This window comes from Staphylococcus sp. SA22 (assembly GCF_054165785.1).
In genome coordinates this window covers 155,323-180,365 of sequence record NZ_JBSZQY010000004.1, presented here as the reverse complement: position 1 = coordinate 180,365, position 25,043 = coordinate 155,323, and the positions used below count along the sequence as shown (strand labels likewise).

Genomic DNA, 25,043 nt, shown 5'->3' with positions numbered 1-25,043 from the left:
AATGTCAGTTCGAGGAATAAATAAAGTTAAACGAGAGCTAGGTTTTGTATTAATGGCACTTAATATAAGGAAAATAGTAGCTCGACGAGCTGTATATTATCAAATACATTTAAAAAAAGCTGATTTCTATCAAATAATTAATAGAAATCAGCTTTTTTACATTGCCTAAGAACTTAATGTCCCAGCCTCATTTTTATTTTTGATGCTAAATTCATAGGTCTATGAATAGCTCATGTTTTGTTTTTTAATTTTTCAATTCAATATAATAGAAGAAACTATGTTTATCATCGATTTGTTTTAAATACCCTCATATTATAAATCTGTAAAATAATTAATATAACTGCTGTAGCTATAATAATAATTATGTAAGGTATAGGATTATCTTCACCTTTTATCCCCACTAATGGCGATGCAACACCACCAAATAAAAACTGCACTAATCCTAATAAACTTGATGAACTCCCTCTACCACTACTACTTTCATCCATAGCTATTGTAAAACCAAGTGTCGCAACACCTGTCACTGGTGCTATTAAAATGATAAATCCTATCGCTAAAATCCAAAAGTTCCAATGATTAAGCAATACAATCGTCACTAAAATTACACCGATAATCTGAATCATCGTCATGCCTCTCATCAATTTTTGTGAGTCTATAAAATCAACAAGATAACCAGTAAGTTGACTTGATATAATGAGCGTAATACCAATTCCCGCAAACATCCAACTAAATTGTATTGCAGTCATGCCATAAATTTTTTGAATAATAAACGGAGACGCAGAAATATAAGTAAATAATATTACAAATGTCATACCTTGAATGAGCATTGGTAATACAAACCGTGGCGTCTTCAATAATATTTTGAAGTTTTTAAACATTGTCTTTAATCCACTACTTGACTCACGATTTGTCACTGTTAATGATTCAGGTACTTTTAATAAAGAACCTATGACCATGACGAAGCCAAAGATAGTCAGAATGACAAAGACCATACGCCAGACAGAATAATTTAAAATTATGCCCCCTATTGTTGGCGCAACAACTGGTGCAATACCATTAACAAGCATCAATAATGCCATAAACTTAGTTAGTTCATTACCACTATACATATCACTTGCTATAGCTCTTGAAATAACTGCTGCTGCTCCACCTGTCACTCCTTGAAGAAATCTTAATGCAACCATCAGCCAAATATTATGTACAAAAACAATACCTAAACTCGCTAATGTAAAAATAATCATAGCTATAATAAGCGGCTTTTTGCGCCCAGTTGAATCTGAAATTGGACCAGCAAACAAATTACCAAACGCTAAACCAATCATAAACATCGATAATGTTAATTGTGCGTTAGACGTCGTTGTTTGAAAATCCTGTCTAATATCTGGTAATCCAGGCAAAAACATATCTATTGATAATGCTCCAATGGCCGTCAAAGATCCTAAAATAATAATAAATATCGGTGAACGCTTGTTAAAACGCTTTAAATCATTCACTATATTTCCTCCTTTATAAAATGATTAGTTTATAACTATCACGAACAGAAACTAATTTTAAATATGCTCTTTTATATATTAGCATTACTCACAAGTTTCATGAACATCATTACAACTTATAAAAGGTATAAAATGATATAAACCTCAGCACTCCATAAATTTTTTCACAAAAAACAATCCCTTCAAAGTAATTTACACTAATTATAAATACTTTGAAAGGATATTGTTTTATTCCATGACACATGCATCTTATTTAAGTTTTATACTCTATTTTTCTGATGTCTTGATTAATTGCAAGCGGTCTTGCGAACCTTGTTCAAGCTCATATTCTTTATCTACTTGCTTACCGTTTTCATTTATTAATCTTACGGTTGCGGTAATCTTATCACCATGTTTTTCGGCATCTATAATTTGTGGTGAACTAATCATCATTAAACTTCCTTTAGATACACGCTTCTTTACATCATCATAAAAAGATGATCCTTTTTTTATATATGACGATACAAAATCAAAATCCGACTGATTAAACGCAGCATTATTCGCTAAAGAATATCCAGCAAAGAATTCTATCAATTTGTTCTTCAAGCTGTTTTCTTCTTTTTCTTTCTTTTCAACATAGTCTTCGATATCTTCACTGTCAAAATTCAAAGTTATTTCTGTATTGTATTTTAAATCGCTGGCTTTAATCGTCTTCGTCTGTGTTGTAAATGTTTTACCTTTCGCTTTACCTGAAGCTGAAATGGTAATATCTTTATTTTGTGGATATGGACCATACGTTTTGGAACTTGAAAATGCCATTTCACGGTCATTTATAGTTACTTTTTTAGAACTATCATTTAATTTTGTATCGCCTTTTAAAGTTACAGATATATTTGCTTCTTCAAAATCTTCAGTAACATCTACCGTTTCAGAATTACTTTGTCTAAAATCAAATTTTAAATGGCCTGCAAAATCACCGTTCTCAGTTGATTTCATAGCTGGAATTCTATATGTCCCCGGTATAAAATTACCTATTGGCGTCACTTTATTTGCTTCAGCTATAACCATCTTTTTCTTACCACCAGATTTAAACTCATATTTTGTTTTTTCTTTCGGTTTAACAATTGGTTGCTTGGTAGGTGCAGTAAAGCTCATATTATCGAAAAAGATATAACGTGTGCCATTTTTACTTACACGTAATATATTTTGACCAGATCTGGTTTGAATATAAGAAGCTACGCTGGTCTTACTCTTATTCAATTTATGTACCGTATTTTTAAGGTCGCTGACAAATTGCTTAAGCCCAACTTCATCTTTGATATAGTTAATGTATACTTTCGCTTCTTCAGAATCTACTTTATTATCTTTAGTACTTAATAATGTTGCTACTTTTTGTTTATCATTATTCTCAATCGCATTCACTAATATTTTAGTTTGCGCTTCAGGTGAATTGAAGTTTCTTAGTAAAAAGAACAATATAATAATTAAGATTAAAATGAAAAAACCAATTGCCCAAGGCACCATTTTTCTCATCTTGATGTTATTAGTTTGTATATCTTCATCGGTTGACTTTCTATATAATGCTTGACGACTATCAAATTTATGTCCACATTGTGTACATATCTGTACATCATCTTGTGCTTGTTGTCCGCACTTCGGGCAAGATTTCATATTTTCACCTCAATTCTGTTCCTCTTCAATTGTTATATGTATATCACAAAAATTATTTTATTATTTTACCATTATTATTTTACAAATATTATCCCAAGAATACAATTCAAGAAATGATTAACTTTACTTTAGAATTGTACCTTATTACATTATTTATGAAAGTACTCTCTCAATTATAACTAAAAAGAAGGTGTTCAATACATACATATTTAGTCTTATATTTGAACACCTTCAAAAACCTATTTATGATTGCTATATGTTTTAATGCGATGATTGATGACTTCTAATACTTGCCTTACATTTTCAATATCTTCAGAATTTAAATCATTAGTAATATCTTGCGCAATATCTGTCATAATCGCATTACGTTCTTTCAAATATGCTCTACCTTTGTCAGTTAAGGTTATGAATTTCAAACGTTGATCAATATTTAAATTTGGTTTATCTAACTTAACTAATTTAGCATCGATTAACTTTTTAATTCGTCGGCTTACTGCAGCCTTATTTACACCTTGTCTTTGCGTGATTTCACTAATTGTCAAAGGTTCTTTATTTAACATACCTAATACGTTAGACTGCTCTAATGAAATTTCATATTCATTTTGTAAATCTTTCAACATTTTTGCAGTTAATGCGTTAACGTTATTTATAAACTGCTCTAAAAATTGAATATGGTCTTGTAAATGTTTTACCATAATTATTTCTCCCTAATTACTATTTTTATAAAGTATCCTCAGCAATCATTGTATCGCACATCTAAAAAACACAAAAATATTGACTCATATATAATATAACAAATTAAGACTTACATGTTGCTACGTTCTCCTTGCTTTAATAAATTAAATCATCTACATTTATATTTAATATTTATTATAAGCGAGGTGTCAGTATGTTATTGAATTTATTATTAATATTTATACTTATCGTTATTTGTCCGTTAATTTTCAACTATACTCTGACGTTAAATTTAACATGCTACATCTTAGTTGTCATATCGATATTTTTGTCACTCATCTATAGCATCATGACCTATACTTTCCCTTGGTCTATGTTTGTAACATTTATAATAATCAGTATTATCATGCTATTCAAACATAGATATTTATTTTCTCATACTTCTAGTCGCTTATTTATTAAAAAATTATTATCTTTTTCATATAAATTTGTACTCTACACATCAGCACTTCTATTTATAAGTACGATTCAGTCACCCATTGTGAAAGGTTTGTCTATGTGGTTAGCTATATTATGCCTTTCCCTGTTACTAACCTTTATTTGTTATCTCGTTTGGACAGTATCATATAGACATAGATCATACAACAAAGAAGTCGATATCATAATTGTGTTAGGTGCTGGTATTTTTACCGAATTTGTCACACCAATGCTTGCAGCGCGTTTAGACCGTGCACTTGATATCTATCAACAACAAGCATCAGCAACAAAGATCATTGTATCTGGCGGACAAGGACCAGACGAACCAATTCCTGAAGCTTTAGCTATGCAACGTTATTTGATTGCACATGGTGTTGATAAAACAGATATACTAATGGAATCTCACTCTATAAATACATACACAAACTTTTTATATTCTAAACAAATCATCAACAATTTGTATCATAAAGCAGTTAAAATTGTTTGCGTAACAAGTCAGTTTCATGTATTACGCGCCTTACGACTAGCCCAAAAATTAGGTTTATCTATCGATGGTGTCGGAAGTCATACACCATATCACTTTTTCTTACATGTGCTCATTAAAGATTATCTAGGCGTAATGTATCAGTATAGATTGTTATTAACGTTATATTGTTCAAGTAGTTGGTTTATATGTCTTTACGCCGCTTTTATGTATAATAGTTAATCCACAAATAAACTATTATTATAGGTTGTTTCTAATATTGCGTCAAACTATCTTTAAATATTCGTTAATCCTTGATTAGACAATTGTTATATTGAAAATAAATAAACTAAAGCACGTCATCATTTTATGTAATGGTGACGTGCTTTTTTGTAAACCCAAATCGTATTCTGTTATCTAACTTTTATACTACTATGTCTTAAATCATTAACATTTAGCGTCTTTACAAGCCACTAATCAGTTATTTTGCCATCTTCTAATTCAATCACTCGATCTGCATATTCAAATAATCTTCGATCGTGTGTAATCATAATACCAATCATTTGTTGTTCTTTAATTTGTTGACGTATCATCTCGGCAACTTTTGTTGCTCTATCGGCATCTAAACTTGCTGTGGGTTCATCTGCTAAAATGATTTTCGGATTATTCATAAATGCTCTCATAATCGCAACACGTTGCTTTTCACCGCCAGATAACTGATGCGGATATACATTCAAGCGATCTTCTAAACCAATATTTTTCAAAAGTTGCATTGCTCTTTTTGAACTTTGTTGTTTGGTCATTCCCGCTTCTCGGCCTACGAGTGTCAATTGCTCTATCACTTTTAAATAAGGAACTAAATGTGAAGATTGAAAAATAAAACCAATATCTTCCAATCGTAAATCACTAGGACGATGCTGTTTATCAAACAATGGTGCATCATTGTAAAGCACTGTGCCACTCGTTTGACTTAACAATCCGCCTAATATCGTTAGCAATGTTGTTTTCCCAGAACCAGAGGCACCATTTAAAATGACAAATTCCCCTTGTTCCACTTCAAAATTAATACCTTTTAAAACTTTTGTTTCAGACAAACCTTCTCCGAAATTTTTGACGATATCTTTAACAACTAATGCCATTATTCTGCACCTCCAATTGCTTCGATAGGATCCACTTTAAATAATTTGATAAATGATAGTGAGGCACCTAAAATCGCTACTAATATAAATATCCCCACCATCAATAAAATATTTTGCGTTGTTAAGTAAAAAGGCATCGTTACAGGCATCATAAATGATAGTCCTACTATGATGATCACAGCAATACCTACCCCAATTATTGTTAGTGTTAAAATTTGTAAAACTAACGCACTCAATAAATGTCTTGTCTTAATACCAATTGCTTTCAAAATGCCAATTTGTGATATTTTTTGAATCGTCATAACATAGAAAAATGCACTTAGAACAATTGCTGTAATAGCAAACAAACTAACAATCATCATATTTAACGGGGCTTGCTCTGCTTGATAACTCGCAATATTACCTGTTAAACCTTTTTCACTCACAACTTGAACGTCATTTATTTTATTAAGCTCATCACGTTGTTGTTGCGTTAAATTTTTCACTGGATAAAATGCCGTATTAACCTTATTCAATGCATTAAATCCGTTATCGTTCAATAGCACAATGGAACTATGCGCATACATTGTGTCGTTTAAAATTCCAGAAACTCTATAACTAGTTGAATTATTTTTAAAATGTAATCTATCCCCGACTCTAATGTTGTCTGCAGCTAACTTATCATTAATAGCGACCTCATGAGCATTTTTAGGATAATCACCTTTTTTAAGTTGTAAGCGTTGTTGTTTAACGTCATTCATTGTAATCACATCTTGTTCTTTATTAGATAATTTCAATGTTTGAACATTCATTTTATATGGTTCTTGATGAATTACCTTTTTAATTTGATTCTGTTGCGTATCACTAAGTTGCGATTTCTCAATTTGCGGCTCTTTCATTTTTTGAACAACATATTCATCATTATCAAAGTGTTCAAATAACGAAATATTCTCCCTACCAAGCCCTTGAGCTAAACCACTAATAAATAACACCATAATACTTAATAAAAGAATGATTAATGTGATTAAAATATAACGAAATTTGTAAAACATAATCTCTTTTATCGCTAATTTCATATCGATTCACTTCTCCCTATTTCTTCTTTAGCGTCAGTATAAGGTTGAAATATGAACTCAATATGAACAATTGTTTTTTTACGCAAAAATATTTTACATGTATAATAAATGAAAAAGATAAGGGAGTTTATAGCTATGGTGCAATGTCTTGTTGTCGATGACGATCCTCGAATCCTAAATTATATAGCTAGCCATTTACAAACAGAGCACATTGATGCATACACACAACCAAGTGGTGAAGCTGCATTAAAACTTTTAGAAAAACAGCGTGTCGATATTGCAGTGGTAGATATTATGATGGATGGTATGGACGGCTTTCAATTATGTAATACATTAAAAAATGATTATGATATACCAGTTATTATGTTAACAGCGCGGGATGCACTTAGTGACAAAGAGCGTGCGTTTATAAGCGGTACTGACGATTATGTAACCAAACCCTTTGAGGTTAAGGAACTTATTTTTAGAATTCGTGCGGTATTACGTCGATATAATATCAATTCAAATTCAGAAATGACCATTGGCAACTTAACGCTAAACCAATCTTATTTGGAACTCCAAGTATCTAATAAAACGATGACGTTGCCGAACAAGGAATTTCAATTATTATTTATGCTTGCAACACGTCCTAAGCAAATCTTTACTCGAGAACAGATAATAGAAAAAATTTGGGGCTATGATTATGAAGGAGATGAACGAACAGTTGACGTTCATATTAAGCGACTACGCCAAAGATTAAAAAAATTAAATGCCACACTTACAATTGAAACAGTAAGAGGACAAGGCTATAAGGTGGAGAATCATGTTTAAAACACTCTATGCTAGAATTGCGATTTATTCCATTACGGTTATTTTATTTAGTGCATTAATAAGTTTTGTATTAACAAATGTTTACTATCATTATAATTTAAAAGCATCTAATGACGCGAAAATCATGAAGACGCTTAAAGAAGCAAGACAATATGAACAATCGGCTAAACCAACGCACATTCAACAATATTTCAAACATTTAGGGCAAATGAATTACCAAATAATGACCGTTGATCAAAAAGGTCATAAGACATTTTATGGGGAGCCTTTTAGAGAAGATACTTTATCACAAAATGCTATTAACAACGTGTTAAATAATAAAGATTATCATGGTATTAAAGATAAACCATTCGCATTATTCGTAACTGGATTTTTCGACAATGTAACAGATAATACTGTTGGTATTAACTTTAAGACAAAAGACGGTTCAATAGCAGTATTCATGCGTCCAGATATTGGAGAAACATTTAGCGAGTTTAGAACATTCTTAGCCGTCTTGTTAATGTTATTATTATTTATCTCGATTTCATTAGTTATCGCATCAACCTATTCAATCATTCGTCCAGTAAAAAAGTTAAAGCTTGCGACCGAACGCTTAATTGATGGTGATTTTGAAACACCTATCAAACAAACACGCAAAGATGAAATTGGAACATTACAGTATCACTTTAATAAGATGAGAGAGTCATTGGGACAAGTTGATCAAATGAGGCAGCATTTTGTACAAAATGTATCTCATGAAATCAAAACACCATTAACACATATTCATCATTTATTAAGCGAGTTACAACAAACTTCTGATAAAACATTACGACAACAATATATAAATGATATTTATACCATTACAACACAGCTGAGCGGATTAACAACTGAATTATTGCTCTTATCCGAATTAGATAATCACCAACATTTATTATTCGATGATAAGATTAAAGTCGATCAACTCATTAAAGATATCATTCGACATGAACAATTTGCTGCTGATGAAAAGTCGTTAATCATTTTAGCTGACCTAGAATCAATCAATTTCCTAGGAAATCAACGTTTGTTACATCAAGCATTGAGTAATTTATTAATAAATGCTATTAAATATACAGATGTTGGTGGTGCCATTGACATCGCTTTGCAACATAGTCATAACAACATCATTTTCACAATAAGTAATGATGGTTCACCAATTAGTCCACAAGCTGAAGCACGTTTATTTGAACGTTTTTATAAAGTGAGCAAACATGATAATAGCAATGGTTTAGGTCTTGCAATTACAAAATCCATCATTGAATTGCATCATGGTACAATCCAATTCACACAAAGTAACGAGTATGTAACCACCTTTACTATTACACTGCCAAATAATTCACATTAATCTCTACCTCCTGAAAAAACATTTCTGTTTTTATTTCAGGAGGTACCTTTTATATTGATTAGCGCTTTATAGCCACTTAACATTTAATTTCTACCATTCAACACATTTTAAATATATCGATGGCCGTTTATGGTTTAATAATTTTGAAGGAGGCATTAACCTATGATGAAACTCAATTTATTTATCAATGCAAATGAGACGGAATCTTATATTGATATACATGCACCTAAAATGAATGATCACGTTCAAAGTATTATTAATGCAGTCAATGATTTAGACAAATCACATACATTAGTCGGATACATAGACAAAGAAATCCATATCATTCATATATCAGATGTTATAACATTCCAAGTTATTAATAAAAATGTAACAGCCATTACAAGCAATCAAAAATTCAAACTAAAATTACGACTTTATGAACTAGAAAAACAATTACCACAACATTTCATTCGCATTTCCAAATCAGAAATCGTCAACAAGTATTGCATTGAAAAATTATTATTAGAGCCAAATGGACTTATACGTATGTATCTTAAAGATGCACACTACACCTATTCTTCTAGACGTTATTTAAAATCTATAAAGGAGCGCTTATCAATATGAAAAATTTGAAAAACTCATTATTCATTAGCTTAATCATTGGTTTGACCCTTTCACTGTTCTTTAGTATGTTATTTGCAGACGGCAAATATTATCCACTGAACCCACAATCAACTATTGGCATATTGTATTATACGCATTTCACAGAAACTACCGTAATGTTGATTTCTATCATTTTATGGTTACTCATAGGCGTCGTCTTTTTCCTTGGAGATTTTATCTTTAAATACACAGATTGGGGCATTACTAAAGCAACTATAGTGCATTTCATAACAACGTATGTCGGATTCTTACCTTTAGCAATACTTGCCGGTTGGTTTCCACTAACAATAAATTACCTAATCATATTTACAATTATCTTTATTGTGGTTTACACATTGATTTGGATTATTCAATTCTTTAGAAACAAGAACTACGTAGACACTATTAACGAGCAACTGAAACAATTAAAATGATTTTTTATTAAAATTATAAAAGCTATACATTGCATTAAAGTAGTCTCTTCTGCAATGTATAGCTTTATGTCGTATTTATTTTAAATACGCATGAACTGAATAATATGTTTTGACTAATCTCAATTTGAATTGTAACTGCAACTGTACTTTACGACATCAACTTATCATGATAAAAACCTAACGAAATGCATTTTCAAATATTTTATTCATAATTTCTGCTACTTCTTTAGGACTCTCTTTATATCCTCGTTTGACCCAATCTTGTAACACACCAATGATTGCATTACTCATAAAAATAAGTAAAAAATACTTTTCCTTCGTCGTTAACATTTTTGTATTTAATACTGGTACAACATTAATTTCGATACGTTGTTGTAGTGATTTTTTTATGACTTGATGTAATTTATAAGCACTCTCATCACCTAATAACATTAAAATGAGCTGACCTTCGCTTAGCCAAAAATAAACCATCTTTTTTAAAAATATTGCTTGTGTCAGAGTTTCACTTTTAAGAAATTTCTTTTTTGCTTCTTTTAACAATGTATTAAGATAGCTGTATATAAAATCATCTTTAGTTTTGTAATGTGTATAAAAGGTTGTCCGACTTATTTGACTCTTTTCACATATATCTTTAACAGTTATATCATTATATGCCTTCGTTTTTAATAGATTTATCATTCCATCATGTATGCGATTTATCGTTTTCGTTACACGACTATCCGTAAAAGCTGTTTGATCCATATGCCCCACCTTTTTTCTGAACATTAAAAGAAAATATGTTCACTATCTATTAATATTTTATTCGCAATCTTAATATACGCTTAAGATGATATATAAATAAAGTGAAATGTATCTCAATTTAGGAGGGGTTGTCATGGACGCAACTATCGCGAAGTTAGATAAAGTTGTAAAAACGTATAACAAGCATCACGTATTAAACGAAATTAGTATGTCAATCAATAAAGGTGAACTGCTAGGGTTAATAGGTCCTAGTGGTTCTGGTAAAACAACAACAATAAAGTGTTTACTAGGTATGGAAAAGATAGATTCTGGATCTGCAGAAATTTTCGCTCATAAGATGCCTAATCGCAAAGCTTTAAATCGATTAGGCTATATGGGGCAAACTGATGCATTATACGAAAACTTAACTGCTTATGAAAACCTAGAGTTTTACGGTCGTTTGTCAGGACTGAAAGGAAATTTATTAAAAGATAATATTGAAAAACATATCGTTCTAGTGAATTTAGAGCAAGCGTTAAATAAAAAAGTTGCACAGTTTTCAGGAGGCATGAAACGCCGATTATCTTTAGCAATAACATTGTTGGCCGAACCGGAATTAATCATATTAGATGAACCAACTGTAGGCATTGACCCTAAATTGCGCCAACAAATATGGCAACAATTCAAGCAAATGACCAAAAACGGAAAGAGTGTCGTCATCACAACACATGTTATGGATGAGGCGGAACGTTGCGATAAAGTTGGACTTATTGTCGACGGAAGAATATTTGCTATAGATACGCCAACCAATTTAAAACAAAGATTTAATGTAGATACAATTGAAGCGGTATTTATTAAAGCTGAGGAGGTTCGTCAATCATGAAAATTTTAGCTATTGTTAGACGAGTATTAAAAGAAATGTTACGTGATAAACGTACACTTGCGCTAATGTTTCTAGCACCAATTTTAATATTGACGCTTATGTATTTTATTTTTAACGGTGATGAAAACGATTTGAAAATCGGTATCGATACATCTGTTTCATCAAATATAACAAAACAATTGCCATCATCCGACATAAAAACTCAAACGTTCCATTCTCATGAAAATATCAAATCTAAAATCGAGAATAATCATCTTGATGGTTATATTTACCAAGAAAATCAAACATTGCATGTCATTTATACAAATGAAGACCCTAACAAATCTAATATGATCAAACAAATGATTGGCAAAGCTATACAACAAGATAAAATAAGCAGTATAAAGCATCTAATTGAAAAAGCACCTCCGACCATGAAAGCACCAAACAAACAAGATATTAAGATTTCACATTCCTATTTATACGGTAATTCTGATAGTACTTATTTCGATAAAATGTTTCCAATACTAATGGGCTTCTTTGTATTTTTATTTGTATTTCTAATATCAGGTATAGCTTTATTACGTGAACGTACAACAGGTACGTTAGAACGTGTATTATCAACTTCAATTCGTCGAAGTGAAATCGTCCTTGGTTATCTGATTGGCTATGGTATATTCGCAATCATTCAAACATTAATCATAGTCCTATTTTCAATATATTTATTGAACATTAATTTAGCAGGTAGCTTATGGTATGTAATTTTGATTAATATTTGTTTAGCTATTACAGCATTATCTATGGGAATTTTCATTTCAACGTTTGCTAATTCTGAGTTTCAAATGATTCAATTTATTCCACTAGTTGCTGTACCTCAGGTATTCTTTTCAGGAATTTTCCCACTTGAAAATATGCCTGATTGGCTAGGTAACATTGGCTATATCTTCCCTCTCAGATATGCTGGTGATGCTTTAACCAATGTTATGATTAAGGGGCAAGGTTGGAGTAATATATGGTTCGATTTACTAATTCTAATGATTTTTATCATGGCCTTTATTATCTTAAATATTGTTGGTTTAAAACGATACAGACAGGTATAAATTCTCCAAAACTTTTAAATGACTTCAATCAAGATAAGCTTTTAAATATAAAGCACTGATAATAAAAACAACCACTAAAAAAACGGTAATGTCTATCACATTAAAAAGACATTACCGTTTTGTTTATTATTTAACTTGTAAATACTTAGTTACTTCTTCATTAATTTTGTGATATAAATCCTCATGATCTGTTAAACGATAACCAAATGACGGCACCATTTCTTTAATCTTGGGTTCCCATCCTTTGAATTCATCACGATAGCATCGCTGTAAAACATCAAACATAATATCTACAGCTGTTGACGCACCAGGTGATGCACCAAGTAATGCAGCTAATGTGCCATCATCTGACGTAATGACTTCGGTACCAAATTGTAAGTTACCTTTAGATTCCTCAGTATCCTTGATTACTTGGACACGTTGCCCTGCTGTAATCACTTCCCAATCTTCATTTTTAGCATTTGGGAAAAAGACTCTTAAATCATCCATACGCTCATCATTAGATAACATCAATTGTGACACTAAATACTTCGTAAGACTCATTTCTTTGATACCTGCAGATAACATCGTCACGATATTATTTGGCTTAACCGATTTAATTAAATCCATATGTGAACCAGTTTTTAAAAATTTAGGTGAGAAACCTGCAAATGGACCAAATAACAATGAACGCTTGCCGTCTACAAAGCGTGTATCTAAGTGCGGCACTGACATTGGTGGCGCACCCACTGCTGCTTTTCCGTATACTTTAGCATGATGACGATCAATCACTTCTTGATTTGTACAGCGCAGGAATAATCCACTTACTGGGAAACCACCAATATGTTTTGATTGTTTAATTCCAGTCTTTTGGAGTAATGGTAAACTCGCACCGCCAGCACCAATAAATACAAAATCAGATTCATATGTTGTCGTTTCGTTTGTTTCTAAATCTTTAACTTTAACTAGCCATGCCCCAGATTTCTGTTTCTTGATGTCTAATACATTCTGCTTATATTGAATTCCCACACCACGTTGTTCTAAATTATCAAATAACTTTGCAGTTAACGCACCAAAATTAACATCTGTACCAGTTTCATCATAAGTTAAAGCAATTGGTTCATCAGACTTACGACCTTCAATCATTAACGGTACCCAAGATTTCATTTCTTCTTCATCTTGCGATAATTTCATTTTTTCGAATAAAACACTTTTCTTTAACGTTGCAACACGACTTTTTATAAAAGCTACATTATCTTCGCCAATGACGAAACTCATGTGTGGCACCGCTTGAATAAAGCGATCTGGGTTATCTAATTGTCCTGTTTTAACTAAATATGCCCAAAACTGCTTTGAAATTTGGTACTGCTCATTTATCTTAATTGCTTTACTACAATCAACTGTGCCATCCTTACCTTCTTTTGTATAGTTCAACTCGCAAAGTGCTGAATGCCCTGTACCGGCATTATTCCATACATTTGAACTCTCTTCGCCAGGTTGTGATAATTTTTCAAACACTTTAATATTTTTCTCAGGTGATAATTCTTTAAGTAATGTTCCTAATGTTGCACTCATAATACCGCCACCAATTAAGATGACATCTGTTTTGCTATGTTGTGTTGTCATAACAAATACAGTCCCCCTTTTTAAAATGAATAATGGAACGTTCGAGAAATACGACATATTAATACCACTTTGAATCAATAAGTGTCTCAATAGGTTCCCATGGTGATGCTCTATTACTATCTACTATGTATATTAATATTCTATAATAACGAAACTACTTTAATTATATACTTTATGTGCGATAGCACAAAGACAAAACCACAAACCTTAACAGCTATCAACCAATTTAATTTGATTGCTGATTACTCACTCTTCATTTTAACATAAAGCGCTACCATTATTATAATGTCAAACTTCTTTCATTAATGATCCATTAAAAAAAAGATGAGATGTTAGAAAACATCTCACCCTCTGTATATTTATATTTTGAAATACGTTTATTTATAGTAATGACAAGATGAAAGTCCAAATACAGATGAATATTAGTAAACATACACTGTATTTCAATGTCATTTTTAATAATTCTGATTCCTTACCAACTTGTTTTACTGCTGCAGTTGCAATTGCAATTGATTGTGGTGAAATTAGTTTTGCCGCTACACCACCAACTGTATTAGCAGATACAAGAAGTGAACCACTTGTTCCAATTTGTTGTGCAACAGAAGCTTGAATTGGTGCAAATAATGAGTTGTTATTTACAACTGATCCTGTCATAAACACACCTATCCAACCTAAGATTGGTGATAGAACTGGGAAGACATTACCTGCTTTAGCAATACCTTGACCCATTGCTGCACTTAAACCACCATAAGTTGTGATTTTAGAAATTGCTAAGATGAAACAAATTGTAAGAACTGGTAACCATAATTCTTTAAATGTAACACCGAATAATCTACCTGCATCTTTAAAGTTAACCTTTTTAGACATTAAAATTGTAATAATAATAGTTAATAAAATAGCTGTACCTGTTTGTCCAATAATATTTAAAGTCAATACTAATGGTTTATGCGTAACTTCGCTGACTGTTCCAGGTAAGTTGAATTTAAATACTAATGATGATAAAGCACCATTTGGTAAGAATAAGTTTTTAAAGAATGGCGCACTCCAAATCATTACAATGACTGTTAATACAATGAACGGACTCCATGCATGTAATACTGCTTTTGCAGAATGTGCTTTTGCAGGTTCAATTTCTTCATCTTTATTAACACGATAAATGTGTTTTGGTTGGAATTTTTTAGAAAATACTGCTAATGCTAACATTGTTAATAACGGTGGAATAATATCTGCTAATTCAGGTCCACTGAATACAGTTAATAATCCTTGAGTAAGTGTATAAGTGATTGAAACTACTAAAATTGCTGGTAATGTTTCTTTAACACCTCTAAAACCATCAATAATAAAGATAAGTAAGAATGGAATAATGAAATTTATGATTGCCAATGTTAAAGTTGCTGATTGAGAAACACCTAATACTGAAACATCTCCAGGTAATTTCAACGTTTCTACAACACCTACAGGGATACCAATCGCACCAAAAGCACCAGACGCTGCATTTGCGACTAAACATAACATCGCAGCTTTTAATGGATTAAATCCTAATTGTGTTAATAAAAGTGCACAAATTGCAATTGGTACACCAAATCCTGCTGCACCTTCTAAAAATGCGTTGAATGCAAATCCAATAAGTAAAACTTGAATACGTTGGTCTTGTGAAATATTTGTAATACTATCTTGAATTGTTAAAAATTGTCCAGATTCAACAGTAATTTTGTATAACAATACTGCCATCATAACGATATAGCCAATCGGAATGATACCTTGGAAGAAACCTTCGACTACTGCACCAGAAGCGATACCAACTGGCAATTTGAAAAATGGTATTGCAATCAGTAATGTTACAACAAGTGTTGTAATGGCTGCATAAATACCTTTCATTTTAAAAACAGTTAAACAAAGTAAAAACAGTACAATCGGTATTGCTGCAATTAAAGACGATAATAATAAATTATCAAATGGGTTAAACGTATTTACTAACATAGGCTGACTCTTCTTTCCATAAAGTAGTAGTGTAATTGCTTCATTAAAATCATGCTCTGGCTATAGCATTTTGTTATCGATAACATTTTACAGAACAGTGAGATTAATGTGATTTTTTTCACAATTAAAATATACCATTTTTTCAGACTATTAACAATATCACTTTCCTATTTAATTGTTTTATTTTTCATTTTAAATCTGTTCATCAAAATGAATTGTACTTAATGTAATGAAGTAACTTATACTATTCATGAATTTTACATAAGACCGTGCTAAAATAAGGAAGATACTACGATGAGAAATGGAAGTTATAGCAATGATTAAACAGATAAATGTTTCTAATATGCAAAAGTTTGAATCTCAATTAATGAAAGCTCATTCTGAAGGTTATACACATGTCGTTCCATATGCCAATGAGATAATGATTTATCAATCTATGTTAGATGCGGTTCAATTATATCCTAAGTCTATCGTGGTTGATTATACTGTGGATGGACAATACAAAAATGATTGTCACTATTTCGGTCAATCATCGATTAACATTGCCGATTGGGCTCAAAACAATAATTATTATCCTAACCTGATATATGCGATTCAACAGACTCTTGATTTAATACATTATTACCCTGTAGAAACGATTTTCGATTTAGCTTTATTGACACTTCTGAAAGGTGATTTATCAAACGATGGTCATGTCGTCTTCGATTTCAAGGCACCTTTAGCAACAAGTGCTTCAATATGGGAAACTATTAAAACTATTGAAGATTTTGATATGATGTCTCAGTTTTATTTGAATAAAATGGCTTATATTGATCATCATCCTATACCTTTTCGTAACCTTTTTATCGAGGATTCAGAACAACTTAATTCACCAGATAATTGGTTGTATTCTACCAAGTTTATGCTACCTAAATGGTTATATAAAATAGCAAAGCAACGTGCTGATAACAAACAATTACAAAACCTCGGCTTGTATACGAAGCAACCAAACGTTTTAAAAGATCACATCGTTTTTATCGGTGATCATCATCAATATATAGGTAATTCAAAATATTTATTTACTTACTTCGTTAAACATAATCCAATGACTGCCTGTTATTTTGTTACTGACGATCGTCGCGGACCACATTTCATATCACCTAAGTCTGAAAAAGCTGACGAATTGATTAACAGCGCACGCGTAGTTTTAGTTGAAAATGATATACCTGAAACGTTACAACCAAACGGTACTTTAATTCAATTACATCAAGGCACACCAATAATGCAATTATTTTTAGATAGTAAAGAACCTATTAAAAATATAGAAACACCATTTTATCGTGCTAAAAGGTATAATCGCTGGTTGCAATTCGATTATGTTATACATTCTGCTGATGATATTAGCCACTTTTATCAAACGGCTTTTCCTAGTCACCAAGCAAATGTATTGGCTTATGGTAATCCTAAACACCAATATTTACTACAAAAGCGTAACGAAAGTACTACTCAACAACAGTATAAGAAATCGTTTAAAATAAATGATCAAAAACCAGTTTTATTATACGCACCTATTGGATTAGTGAGTGCGCAACAATTACCACTATCAGATGCTTTATTCAAAGCCTATCATGTTGTGGTTCAGGGTGTTGATGAAACGATGTTACCAGAAGAGGCGCTTGTTGCACCAAAGTATCTTAGTGCTCAAGACTTAATTCTAATGTCTGATGTCGTTATCACTGATTACTCAAATATAATATTTGATGCGATGGCTATAGACAAAACAGTAGCATTATACACTCCAAATCACAGTCAATATATTGAGTCTCAAGGTGTTAACGAAGATATTTGGCGTCATCTATCAAAAATTTGGTATACAGACCGACAATTATTAATTAATAATTTAATTTCCCAGGCAATACCAGTGATTAAATATCCACAAATACAACATAAAGAACAACCATTAGAATCTATTTCACAACTTATATTGTCTAAGATGACATCTAATCAATAGTGTTTAAATTCCTCAGTGGCTGTGAATGAGGTTTAAAAGTACTATAGAACGTAAACTTTTATACTTTAAAATACGCAAAAAAACGGTAAACCCTAATTCATATTATAGAGTTTACCGTTTTATTTTTTTAACTTACATCATAGTTATATTAACATTATTGTTGGTAGTTTGGATCAGTAACCATTGCTTGTCCAGTATAATCAACCGTTACAATTGAATATTTTCCATTTGCATTTGGGTCTTTAAAACTAAACACATACTTATAGTTGCCATTATGTTCTTCAATAGAATAATCATTATACACTTTATTATTACTACCAAATTTATTTGCTTCATTATTAGCCGCATTTAAAGCTGTTTGGAAATTTGGCAATTGCTGTAAAGCTTGAGTTTTATTTCCATTAAACGGATAAATTTGACGTGCAACCGGCGCGGCATTTTGTCCATAATATGGTGCAACGTAACTTGATTTTTGATTATTATTCGCTTGATTATTACTTGATTGGTTATTATTTGTTTGGTTTTGGTCATTGTTTGTTGCATTTGAATTAGATTGTTGCTGGTTATCGTTTGCACTATTATCTTTATTATCTTTGTTTACGTCTTTACTATCATCTTTATTGTCTTTCTTATCTTTAGATGAATCATTTGTTTTTTTATCTTGTTGTTCAGTTTTCGCTTTATCATCTTTTTCTTTATTACTGTCTTTTTGTTGGTCACTATCTTGACCACATGCAGCTAAAAATAATGATAATGCTAGTAACCCTGTAACTAATCTTTTCATACATATCTCCTCCTATAATTCGATATTCATTGAATAAGCTTGAAATACATATCTACCATGTGTATCATTTCATGGCTTGTTACCAAAGACGTCAACATTAATATGATTTGAATTATCACAATACCCATAACTACAATCTAAGGTTCTTTTTATTATACCCTAATTTTTGTTCATTATTATTTAATTTTTGTGAATTTTATGTTTTCTATAAATTTAATTATTTTACTTTAACAATTCATTACGCATTTAGCATTTCAAGGTATACACAATATTTATTACTATGATTTCATTTTATCTGCTGCAAAAACAATCATTATACCTCTTTTTCCATAATTAAATCTGTATCCGTTACATCACCTGTTTGAAAATGATGTTCACCAACCACTTTAAATCCATGACGTTTATAAAATGCTTGAGCACGAGGATTATGCTCCCAAACTCCTAGCCAAATTTTATGTTTATTATGTTCTTGTGCAATTTTTTCGGCCAATTCTATCAATTGTGAACCTCTTCCGCCACCTTGAAAGTCTTTCAAAAAGTATATGCGCTGCACTTCTAAATAGGTCTCCCCCATTTCTTCAGTTTGAGCACTATTAATATTCATCTTTATATAACCAACATTCGCACCATCTTCTTGATAAAAATAATGAAATGAATCTACATGGTTAATCTCTTGTGTAAATTTTTCTACAGTATAATTGTCTTTAAAAAATTGTTCAAAATCTTTGTCATCATAGTAAGAACCAAACGTGTCATAAAATGTGCTAGTTGCTAATTCAACTAATTCACTAGCATCTTGTTTTGAAATCTCTTTGATTATCCCAGCCATATAAATCCTCCAATAAACAGTGATCGAATCAAAATATTACTTAATTTTTCAGCCAAAACTATTTAAAAATACATTAACACAAATCAATTACAAATTGTATTGATTGTGTGTAACATCAATAAATGATACATTTATTCCAGTAAAATGGCCATACTTTCAAAAGAGAAAAAGAGAGGATGTATCGTTGTGATAGAAACATTTAAAGCGTTTGTAATTGATAAAGATGAGAGCGGTAAAGTGACACCAACTTTCAAACAATTATCGCCTACTGATTTACCTAAAGGAGATGTGCTGATTAAAGTACATTACTCTGGTATAAATTATAAAGATGCTTTAGCGACTCAAGATCATAATGCAGTCGTAAAATCGTATCCTATGATTCCAGGAATAGATTTAGCTGGAACAATTGTTGAATCCGAAGCACCAGGTTTTGAAAAAGGAGAACAAGTAATTGTAACGAGTTATGACCTAGGTGTTAGCCATTATGGCGGTTTTAGTGAATATGCGCGTGTAAAATCAGAATGGATTATCAAGCTTCCTGATACTTTAACATTAGAAGAATCAATGATATATGGCACAGCTGGTTATACTGCCGGTTTAGCAATTGAAAGACTTGAAAAAGTTGGAATGAATATTGAAGATGGTCCTGTACTCGTTCGCGGTGCTTCAGGTGGTGTCGGTACTTTAGCAGTACTCATGCTTAATGAACTTGGTTATAAAGTTATCGCAAGTACAGGTAAACAAGATGTTAGCGATCAATTACTTGAACTTGGTGCCAAAGAAGTTATCGATCGACTTCCTGTTGAAGATGATCATAAAAAGCCACTCGCATCATCAACTTGGCAAGCTTGTGTAGACCCTGTTGGTGGCGAAGGTATTAATTATGTTACAAAGCGTTTAAATCATAGTGGATCAATTGCAGTTATTGGTATGACTGCTGGTAATACTTATACTAATTCTGTATTCCCTCACATTTTAAGAGGTGTAAACATTTTAGGAATTGACTCAGTATTTACTGCTATGAAATTAAGACAGCGCGTTTGGCGTCGTCTCGCAAAAGATTTAAAGCCTGAAAATTTACATGAGATCAAGCAAGTTATTACATTTGATGAACTTCCAGAACAACTTAACAAAGTAATTAAACATGAAAATAAAGGCCGCATTGTTATCGATTTCGGTGTAGATAAATAGTATTCATGAAAAAGACATCCCGTTATGCGAGATGTCTTTTTTAATTTAGTATTTGATATACATACCGCCTGAATCTGGTTCGGTAGGCATAAATCCAAATTTTGCATATAATTTATCCGCTGGGTAGTCTGCGATCAGACTAACGTATGCACTTTCGACAGATACATTTTTAATATACTTCATAATATGTTCCATAATTTGACTGTCGTACCCTTGACCTTGGTAACTTTTCAAAACTGCAATATCAACAATTTGAAAAACAGTTCCTCCATCGCCAATCACTCTACCCATACCAATTAACCGATCTTTATCATACAAGGTTACTGTAAATAAGGCATTAGGTAATCCTTTTTCAGCTGCTTCGCGCGTCTTTGGACTCATACCTGCATTAATCCTTAATGCGCAATAATCCTCGCAAGTCGGAATATCATATGTCACTTTAACCATTATTTACCCCACTTTTCATCACACAATATATAAACCTAGTATAAATGTTTATTTACAATAGTCTTATTCGCTTCTTTAAACACTTCATGATGACTTGAAACATAACCTTCTGCATTCGCATCTGGTTGGATATATGTTTTAGCAAGGTTCGCTGCATTTGCACCATCACTAAATGCACTTGCAATTAGATGTGATTTTGCATCATGATAAACAATATCTCCACACGCATAGATACCAGGTATACTTGTTGTCGTATTACCAAATCCTTTAACACGACAATCATCATGCATATCTAGCTTTGAAGATGTTTCACTCAATAATGTATTACAACGATCAAAACCATGGCTAATAATGACATCGTCAAATTTAACTGTATGCGTATCACCACTTTCAACATGTTCCAAAACAACTTCACTTATATGCGTTTCATCATCATTGCCGACCAAGTATTTAATACGTGTTTTCGGGCATAGTTTCACATTTAAATCTGTCACCAGCGTTTTCATCGCTTCATGACCACTTACATCTTCTTTTCGATAAACAACTGTCACGCTTTTAGCAATCTTGGCAATATCATGCGCCCAATCTAATGCTGTATTTCCTCCACCTGATATTAATACATCTTTATCTTTGAAACGTCTGTAACTTTGTACAACATAATGTAAATTAGTTAATTGATATCTCTCTACACCTTTAACATCTAATTGTTTTGGATTAATAATACCCGCACCAATTGCAATGATAACTGCTTTCGATGTATATATTTTTCCCGCTTCTGTTTCAACTTCGAAATGACGTTCTGCCTTTTTCCTAATATCTACCACACGTTCATTCAAATGAACTTCCGGTTTAAAATATAATCCTTGCTTAATTGTATCTTTTAAAATTTCATGACAAGGTTTTGGCGCAATGCCGCCAATATCCCAAATAATTTTTTCAGGGTAAATTCTCATCTTACCCCCTAATTCAGATTGAACATCTATCAATCTTACAGACATATCTCGCAATCCAGCATAAAAGCTTGCATACAAACCAGACGGACCGCCACCAATGATTGTAACGTCTTTCATTATGTGCCTCCTATGACTCTCTATATTCATTTCTTTCATTAACGCGCTCAAATTGATAATTATTATCATTTAAAGACATTATACTATTAATATTTATATTGTTAAAATAAATCGCATAGTTAGCCATGAATTATCAATAACTATCCCATCACAATATAAAAACACACCTTTCAAAGTACGAAACAACAATGTTCCTTTGAAAGATGTGTATATTTTTTAGTTCTAGTTATATTATTTTTTAAAAGACTCATCACGTGGTTCTTTAAGAATTGCTTGTCTTAAAAGGAAAAATAGCAACAATAAACCTGCAAGCATACCTGTGTGCCCAATACCTGCAAAGCCTGCAAATGCTTCTGGAGAGTATGATTTACCAGTGACTTGGAAGAATCCTTTTGTCACCATCATACCTATAGTAACGATAACACCTATGTTATATACATAAAAGAACCAGTTAAATAAGTAGTAACTTGATAATTTAAATAACTTCTCCAATGGTAATAAAATTAAAAACATAAACATACCTAAAATAAGTGTATGTGTGTGTACAAGTGATAATTGTGTTGTACCAGTAAAATCATATGCTTTTGTTAGCTCTCTATAGAAAAAGCCACTAAATAAACCTATGATCATATAAAAAAGAAATGAATATAATAACCTACGCATTTTGAATCCTCCCTCACCTTTTCATTATATCCGATTATACCGATTATAACAGTGACAAAAAAGCGAAGATATGACACAACTGAATTTGGTTTAGCACATAGTATGACAGCTAAAATAACTTTACATCAAGCGCTATACAAATAAAATAGCTATACCATGACGCTCGCTACAAACGTCTTGTATAGCTATATTTCTATTTATTAAATTATGACGGCACTTCAGTACGTTTTGTGCTATGTTTTCTAACAATAGCTGAAACTAAACTTGATACAGCCCCAAAAATCATAAACCCTATAAACATCCACATTGTACTATTTAATTCAATATGATGATTCAAGTACAATAGTTCTCTTACACTTGTTGCATAGTGTGTGAATGGATTCCAATCATATACATATTTTTGATAACTTTCAGGCAACATTTGTTTAGGTAACGTTACAAGTTGCATACTAAAGAACATTAAAATGAAGAAAATTGGAATTGACTTCATACCTAGCCATACCATAACACCTAAAATAAGGCCCACGAAACCAAGAATCGCAAGTGCTACAAAAATTGCGATACGATTTGGATGGTCAAAATCAAATCCTTGAACGCCTTGCATGAAATAAATATAAACAAAGCTACCTGCAAATGCTGCAACAACTGCAAATATCATTTGTCCAATTGAAGCAATGATACGATGTTGCACGACGATATTGTTACTAGTTCTAAATGCAAAGAACAATAAGATAGACGTTACGATTGAACCTATCCAAATTGGCATAAACATTAGGAATGGTGCATTACCACCTGCTTGGTGATCTTTAACTTTATTAAGTTTTTCATTATCCACTTTTACTGGATTCGTCAAACCATTGATGTCTGCGGCATTGACTTTAACATTTTGACTCGTTAATGTTTCCAAACTTTGCTTCGTAATTTGAGCATTAATATTATCACCCATACCAGTTAACACAGCCGATGCAATTTGTGAACCTTGTAAGCTTGATCCTTCACTTACAATCGTTTTAAATTTAGCCTGCTTAACCTCTACTTGTTGATTCCCCATTTTTTGTTTCATTTGTTGAACTACTTGTGGTGGAATTTCACCTGAAGCAACTTTTTGTTGCATTTCTTCTTTTTTACTATCCATAACTACTTTTTGTGTTTTACTCATAGCATCTTTTGAAAAGTCTTTATCAATAATAGCTACTCCAAAGATTTTTTGATCTTTCAAATCTTTTTCAAGGTCTTTTTCACTATCAACCTTAACCCATTTAATTTTATTAGAATCACTATCTAATAATTTATCCTCTAATTTTTTACCAATGTTAACATTTTTATCTTGAATCGTTGTACCTTTATCCTCATTTAATATACCAATTGGTAAATCTTTTGGTTTAGGATTATATGCAGGATAAAAAGCTAAAGAAAAGATTACCAAGATAATCATAGTTGCTATTGGTGCAATCCATAATAATTTATTTTTAAATATATTCATTTTATTAATTACCTCCTTATTAGACAATGTGTTGAATATTTCGCATGTTGTCTATTATAATATGTAAGTGGGAATAAACAATACACAATGTTCATCAATACGTTTATTAATAGACAAATACACCCACATTGTT

At 31.7% G+C, this 25,043-nt stretch carries 25 protein-coding genes and 1 pseudogene; 10 read left to right on the top strand and 16 right to left on the bottom strand.

The features are described from left to right. Positions 1-169, top strand: a pseudogene (locus ACXQH5_RS05855) (IS5/IS1182 family transposase); the annotation flags it as partial. Between the two features lie 115 nt (positions 170-284). On the opposite strand, the gene ACXQH5_RS05850 reads toward ACXQH5_RS05855, so the two are convergent. From ACXQH5_RS05850 to ACXQH5_RS05835, 4 genes are all read right to left on the bottom strand, one after another. After that, positions 285-1,493 carry a multidrug effflux MFS transporter gene (locus ACXQH5_RS05850; RefSeq protein WP_000998865.1) on the bottom strand — a complete coding sequence of 403 codons (1,209 nt, stop codon included), beginning with the start codon at positions 1,491-1,493 and terminating at the stop codon, positions 285-287. Between the two features lie 109 nt (positions 1,494-1,602). Further along, positions 1,603-1,737 carry a hypothetical protein gene (locus ACXQH5_RS05845; protein WP_031845047.1) on the bottom strand — a complete coding sequence of 45 codons (135 nt, stop codon included), beginning with the start codon at positions 1,735-1,737 and terminating at the stop codon, positions 1,603-1,605. 23 nt (positions 1,738-1,760) lie between these two features. Beyond that, positions 1,761-3,143, bottom strand: a complete 1,383-nt coding sequence (tcaA, locus tag ACXQH5_RS05840; RefSeq protein ID WP_000833799.1) for a glycopeptide resistance protein TcaA — start codon at positions 3,141-3,143, stop codon at positions 1,761-1,763. Positions 3,144-3,382: 239 nt separating this feature from the next. Next, positions 3,383-3,838: a MarR family winged helix-turn-helix transcriptional regulator gene (locus ACXQH5_RS05835; protein WP_000238542.1), complete on the bottom strand. Its 456-nt coding sequence runs from the start codon at positions 3,836-3,838 to the stop codon at positions 3,383-3,385. A 194-nt stretch (positions 3,839-4,032) separates the two neighbouring features. On the opposite strand from ACXQH5_RS05835, the gene ACXQH5_RS05830 reads away from it, so the two are divergent. Next, positions 4,033-5,001, top strand: a complete 969-nt coding sequence (locus ACXQH5_RS05830; RefSeq protein ID WP_001824289.1) for a YdcF family protein — start codon at positions 4,033-4,035, stop codon at positions 4,999-5,001. A gap of 230 nt (positions 5,002-5,231) precedes the next feature. On the opposite strand, the gene ACXQH5_RS05825 is transcribed toward ACXQH5_RS05830, so the two are convergent. Both ACXQH5_RS05825 and ACXQH5_RS05820 read right to left on the bottom strand, forming a co-directional pair. After that, entirely contained in the window at positions 5,232-5,897 is a 666-nt protein-coding gene (locus ACXQH5_RS05825; RefSeq protein ID WP_001229921.1) for an ABC transporter ATP-binding protein, read from the bottom strand. Next, positions 5,897-6,952 carry an ABC transporter permease gene (locus ACXQH5_RS05820; protein WP_000761404.1) on the bottom strand — a complete coding sequence of 352 codons (1,056 nt, stop codon included), beginning with the start codon at positions 6,950-6,952 and terminating at the stop codon, positions 5,897-5,899. Before ACXQH5_RS05820 ends, ACXQH5_RS05825 begins: the two co-directional genes overlap by 1 nt. Positions 6,953-7,087: 135 nt before the next feature. Between ACXQH5_RS05820 and hssR the strand changes: the two genes are divergently transcribed. The 4 genes from hssR (at position 7,088) to ACXQH5_RS05800 (ending at position 10,186) form a co-directional block, all read left to right on the top strand. Then, the gene (gene hssR, locus ACXQH5_RS05815; RefSeq protein ID WP_000249498.1) at positions 7,088-7,762 is read left to right on the top strand and encodes a DNA-binding heme response regulator HssR; all 675 of its coding nucleotides are present in this window, start codon (positions 7,088-7,090) and stop codon (positions 7,760-7,762) included. Next, on the top strand, positions 7,755-9,128 hold the full coding sequence (gene hssS, locus ACXQH5_RS05810) for a heme sensor histidine kinase HssS (RefSeq protein ID WP_000477337.1): 1,374 nt from the start codon (positions 7,755-7,757) through the stop codon (positions 9,126-9,128). The genes hssR and hssS overlap by 8 nt, the downstream gene beginning before the upstream one ends. A gap of 162 nt (positions 9,129-9,290) precedes the next feature. After that, a complete protein-coding gene (locus ACXQH5_RS05805) occupies positions 9,291-9,734 on the top strand; it encodes a LytTR family DNA-binding domain-containing protein (RefSeq protein ID WP_000977025.1) in 444 nt (147 codons plus the stop codon). Continuing rightward, positions 9,731-10,186 carry a DUF3021 domain-containing protein gene (locus ACXQH5_RS05800; protein ID WP_000793174.1) on the top strand — a complete coding sequence of 152 codons (456 nt, stop codon included), beginning with the start codon at positions 9,731-9,733 and terminating at the stop codon, positions 10,184-10,186. Before ACXQH5_RS05805 ends, ACXQH5_RS05800 begins: the two co-directional genes overlap by 4 nt. Positions 10,187-10,363: 177 nt before the next feature. Here ACXQH5_RS05800 and ACXQH5_RS05795 read toward each other — a convergent pair whose 3' ends face one another. After that, the gene (locus ACXQH5_RS05795) at positions 10,364-10,927 is read right to left on the bottom strand and encodes a TetR/AcrR family transcriptional regulator (RefSeq protein WP_000372851.1); all 564 of its coding nucleotides are present in this window, start codon (positions 10,925-10,927) and stop codon (positions 10,364-10,366) included. Positions 10,928-11,060: 133 nt separating this feature from the next. On the opposite strand from ACXQH5_RS05795, the gene ACXQH5_RS05790 reads away from it, so the two are divergent. After that, positions 11,061-11,789 carry an ABC transporter ATP-binding protein gene (locus ACXQH5_RS05790; protein WP_000340145.1) on the top strand — a complete coding sequence of 243 codons (729 nt, stop codon included), beginning with the start codon at positions 11,061-11,063 and terminating at the stop codon, positions 11,787-11,789. Continuing rightward, entirely contained in the window at positions 11,786-12,868 is a 1,083-nt protein-coding gene (locus tag ACXQH5_RS05785; RefSeq protein WP_000696069.1) for an ABC transporter permease, read from the top strand. The genes ACXQH5_RS05790 and ACXQH5_RS05785 overlap by 4 nt, the downstream gene beginning before the upstream one ends. Positions 12,869-12,994: 126 nt before the next feature. Here the strand turns inward: ACXQH5_RS05785 and mqo are convergent, their stop codons facing one another. Both mqo and ACXQH5_RS05775 read right to left on the bottom strand, forming a co-directional pair. Then, the gene (gene mqo / locus ACXQH5_RS05780; RefSeq protein ID WP_000211380.1) at positions 12,995-14,473 is read right to left on the bottom strand and encodes a malate dehydrogenase (quinone); all 1,479 of its coding nucleotides are present in this window, start codon (positions 14,471-14,473) and stop codon (positions 12,995-12,997) included. A gap of 381 nt (positions 14,474-14,854) precedes the next feature. Continuing rightward, positions 14,855-16,453, bottom strand: coding sequence for an L-lactate permease (locus tag ACXQH5_RS05775; RefSeq protein WP_000960862.1), 1,599 nt, complete (start codon positions 16,451-16,453; stop codon positions 14,855-14,857). Between the two features lie 316 nt (positions 16,454-16,769). On the opposite strand from ACXQH5_RS05775, the gene ACXQH5_RS05770 reads away from it, so the two are divergent. After that, entirely contained in the window at positions 16,770-18,443 is a 1,674-nt protein-coding gene (locus tag ACXQH5_RS05770; RefSeq protein ID WP_025175305.1) for a CDP-glycerol glycerophosphotransferase family protein, read from the top strand. 154 nt (positions 18,444-18,597) lie between these two features. Here ACXQH5_RS05770 and ACXQH5_RS05765 read toward each other — a convergent pair whose 3' ends face one another. Beyond that, positions 18,598-19,227: a hypothetical protein gene (locus ACXQH5_RS05765; RefSeq protein WP_000827006.1), complete on the bottom strand. Its 630-nt coding sequence runs from the start codon at positions 19,225-19,227 to the stop codon at positions 18,598-18,600. 313 nt (positions 19,228-19,540) lie between these two features. After that, positions 19,541-20,056 carry a GNAT family N-acetyltransferase gene (locus ACXQH5_RS05760; RefSeq protein ID WP_000907331.1) on the bottom strand — a complete coding sequence of 172 codons (516 nt, stop codon included), beginning with the start codon at positions 20,054-20,056 and terminating at the stop codon, positions 19,541-19,543. A 186-nt stretch (positions 20,057-20,242) separates the two neighbouring features. Between ACXQH5_RS05760 and ACXQH5_RS05755 the strand changes: the two genes are divergently transcribed. Further along, complete coding sequence (locus ACXQH5_RS05755; RefSeq protein ID WP_000573239.1) at positions 20,243-21,247, top strand: oxidoreductase; 1,005 nt, start codon at positions 20,243-20,245, stop codon at positions 21,245-21,247. A 45-nt stretch (positions 21,248-21,292) separates the two neighbouring features. On the opposite strand, the gene ACXQH5_RS05750 is transcribed toward ACXQH5_RS05755, so the two are convergent. From ACXQH5_RS05750 to ACXQH5_RS05730, 5 genes are all read right to left on the bottom strand, one after another. After that, the gene (locus ACXQH5_RS05750; RefSeq protein WP_170833339.1) at positions 21,293-21,694 is read right to left on the bottom strand and encodes a GNAT family N-acetyltransferase; all 402 of its coding nucleotides are present in this window, start codon (positions 21,692-21,694) and stop codon (positions 21,293-21,295) included. 35 nt (positions 21,695-21,729) lie between these two features. Then, a complete protein-coding gene (locus tag ACXQH5_RS05745) occupies positions 21,730-22,764 on the bottom strand; it encodes an NAD(P)/FAD-dependent oxidoreductase (RefSeq protein WP_000655978.1) in 1,035 nt (344 codons plus the stop codon). 10 nt (positions 22,765-22,774) lie between these two features. Next, positions 22,775-22,891, bottom strand: a complete 117-nt coding sequence (locus ACXQH5_RS05740) for a hypothetical protein (protein WP_001805726.1) — start codon at positions 22,889-22,891, stop codon at positions 22,775-22,777. 104 nt (positions 22,892-22,995) lie between these two features. Further along, positions 22,996-23,427 carry a DUF2871 domain-containing protein gene (locus ACXQH5_RS05735; protein ID WP_001253464.1) on the bottom strand — a complete coding sequence of 144 codons (432 nt, stop codon included), beginning with the start codon at positions 23,425-23,427 and terminating at the stop codon, positions 22,996-22,998. Positions 23,428-23,632: 205 nt separating this feature from the next. Next, on the bottom strand, positions 23,633-24,910 hold the full coding sequence (locus ACXQH5_RS05730) for a YhgE/Pip domain-containing protein (RefSeq protein ID WP_001020017.1): 1,278 nt from the start codon (positions 24,908-24,910) through the stop codon (positions 23,633-23,635). Positions 24,911-25,043 lie beyond the last annotated feature (133 nt).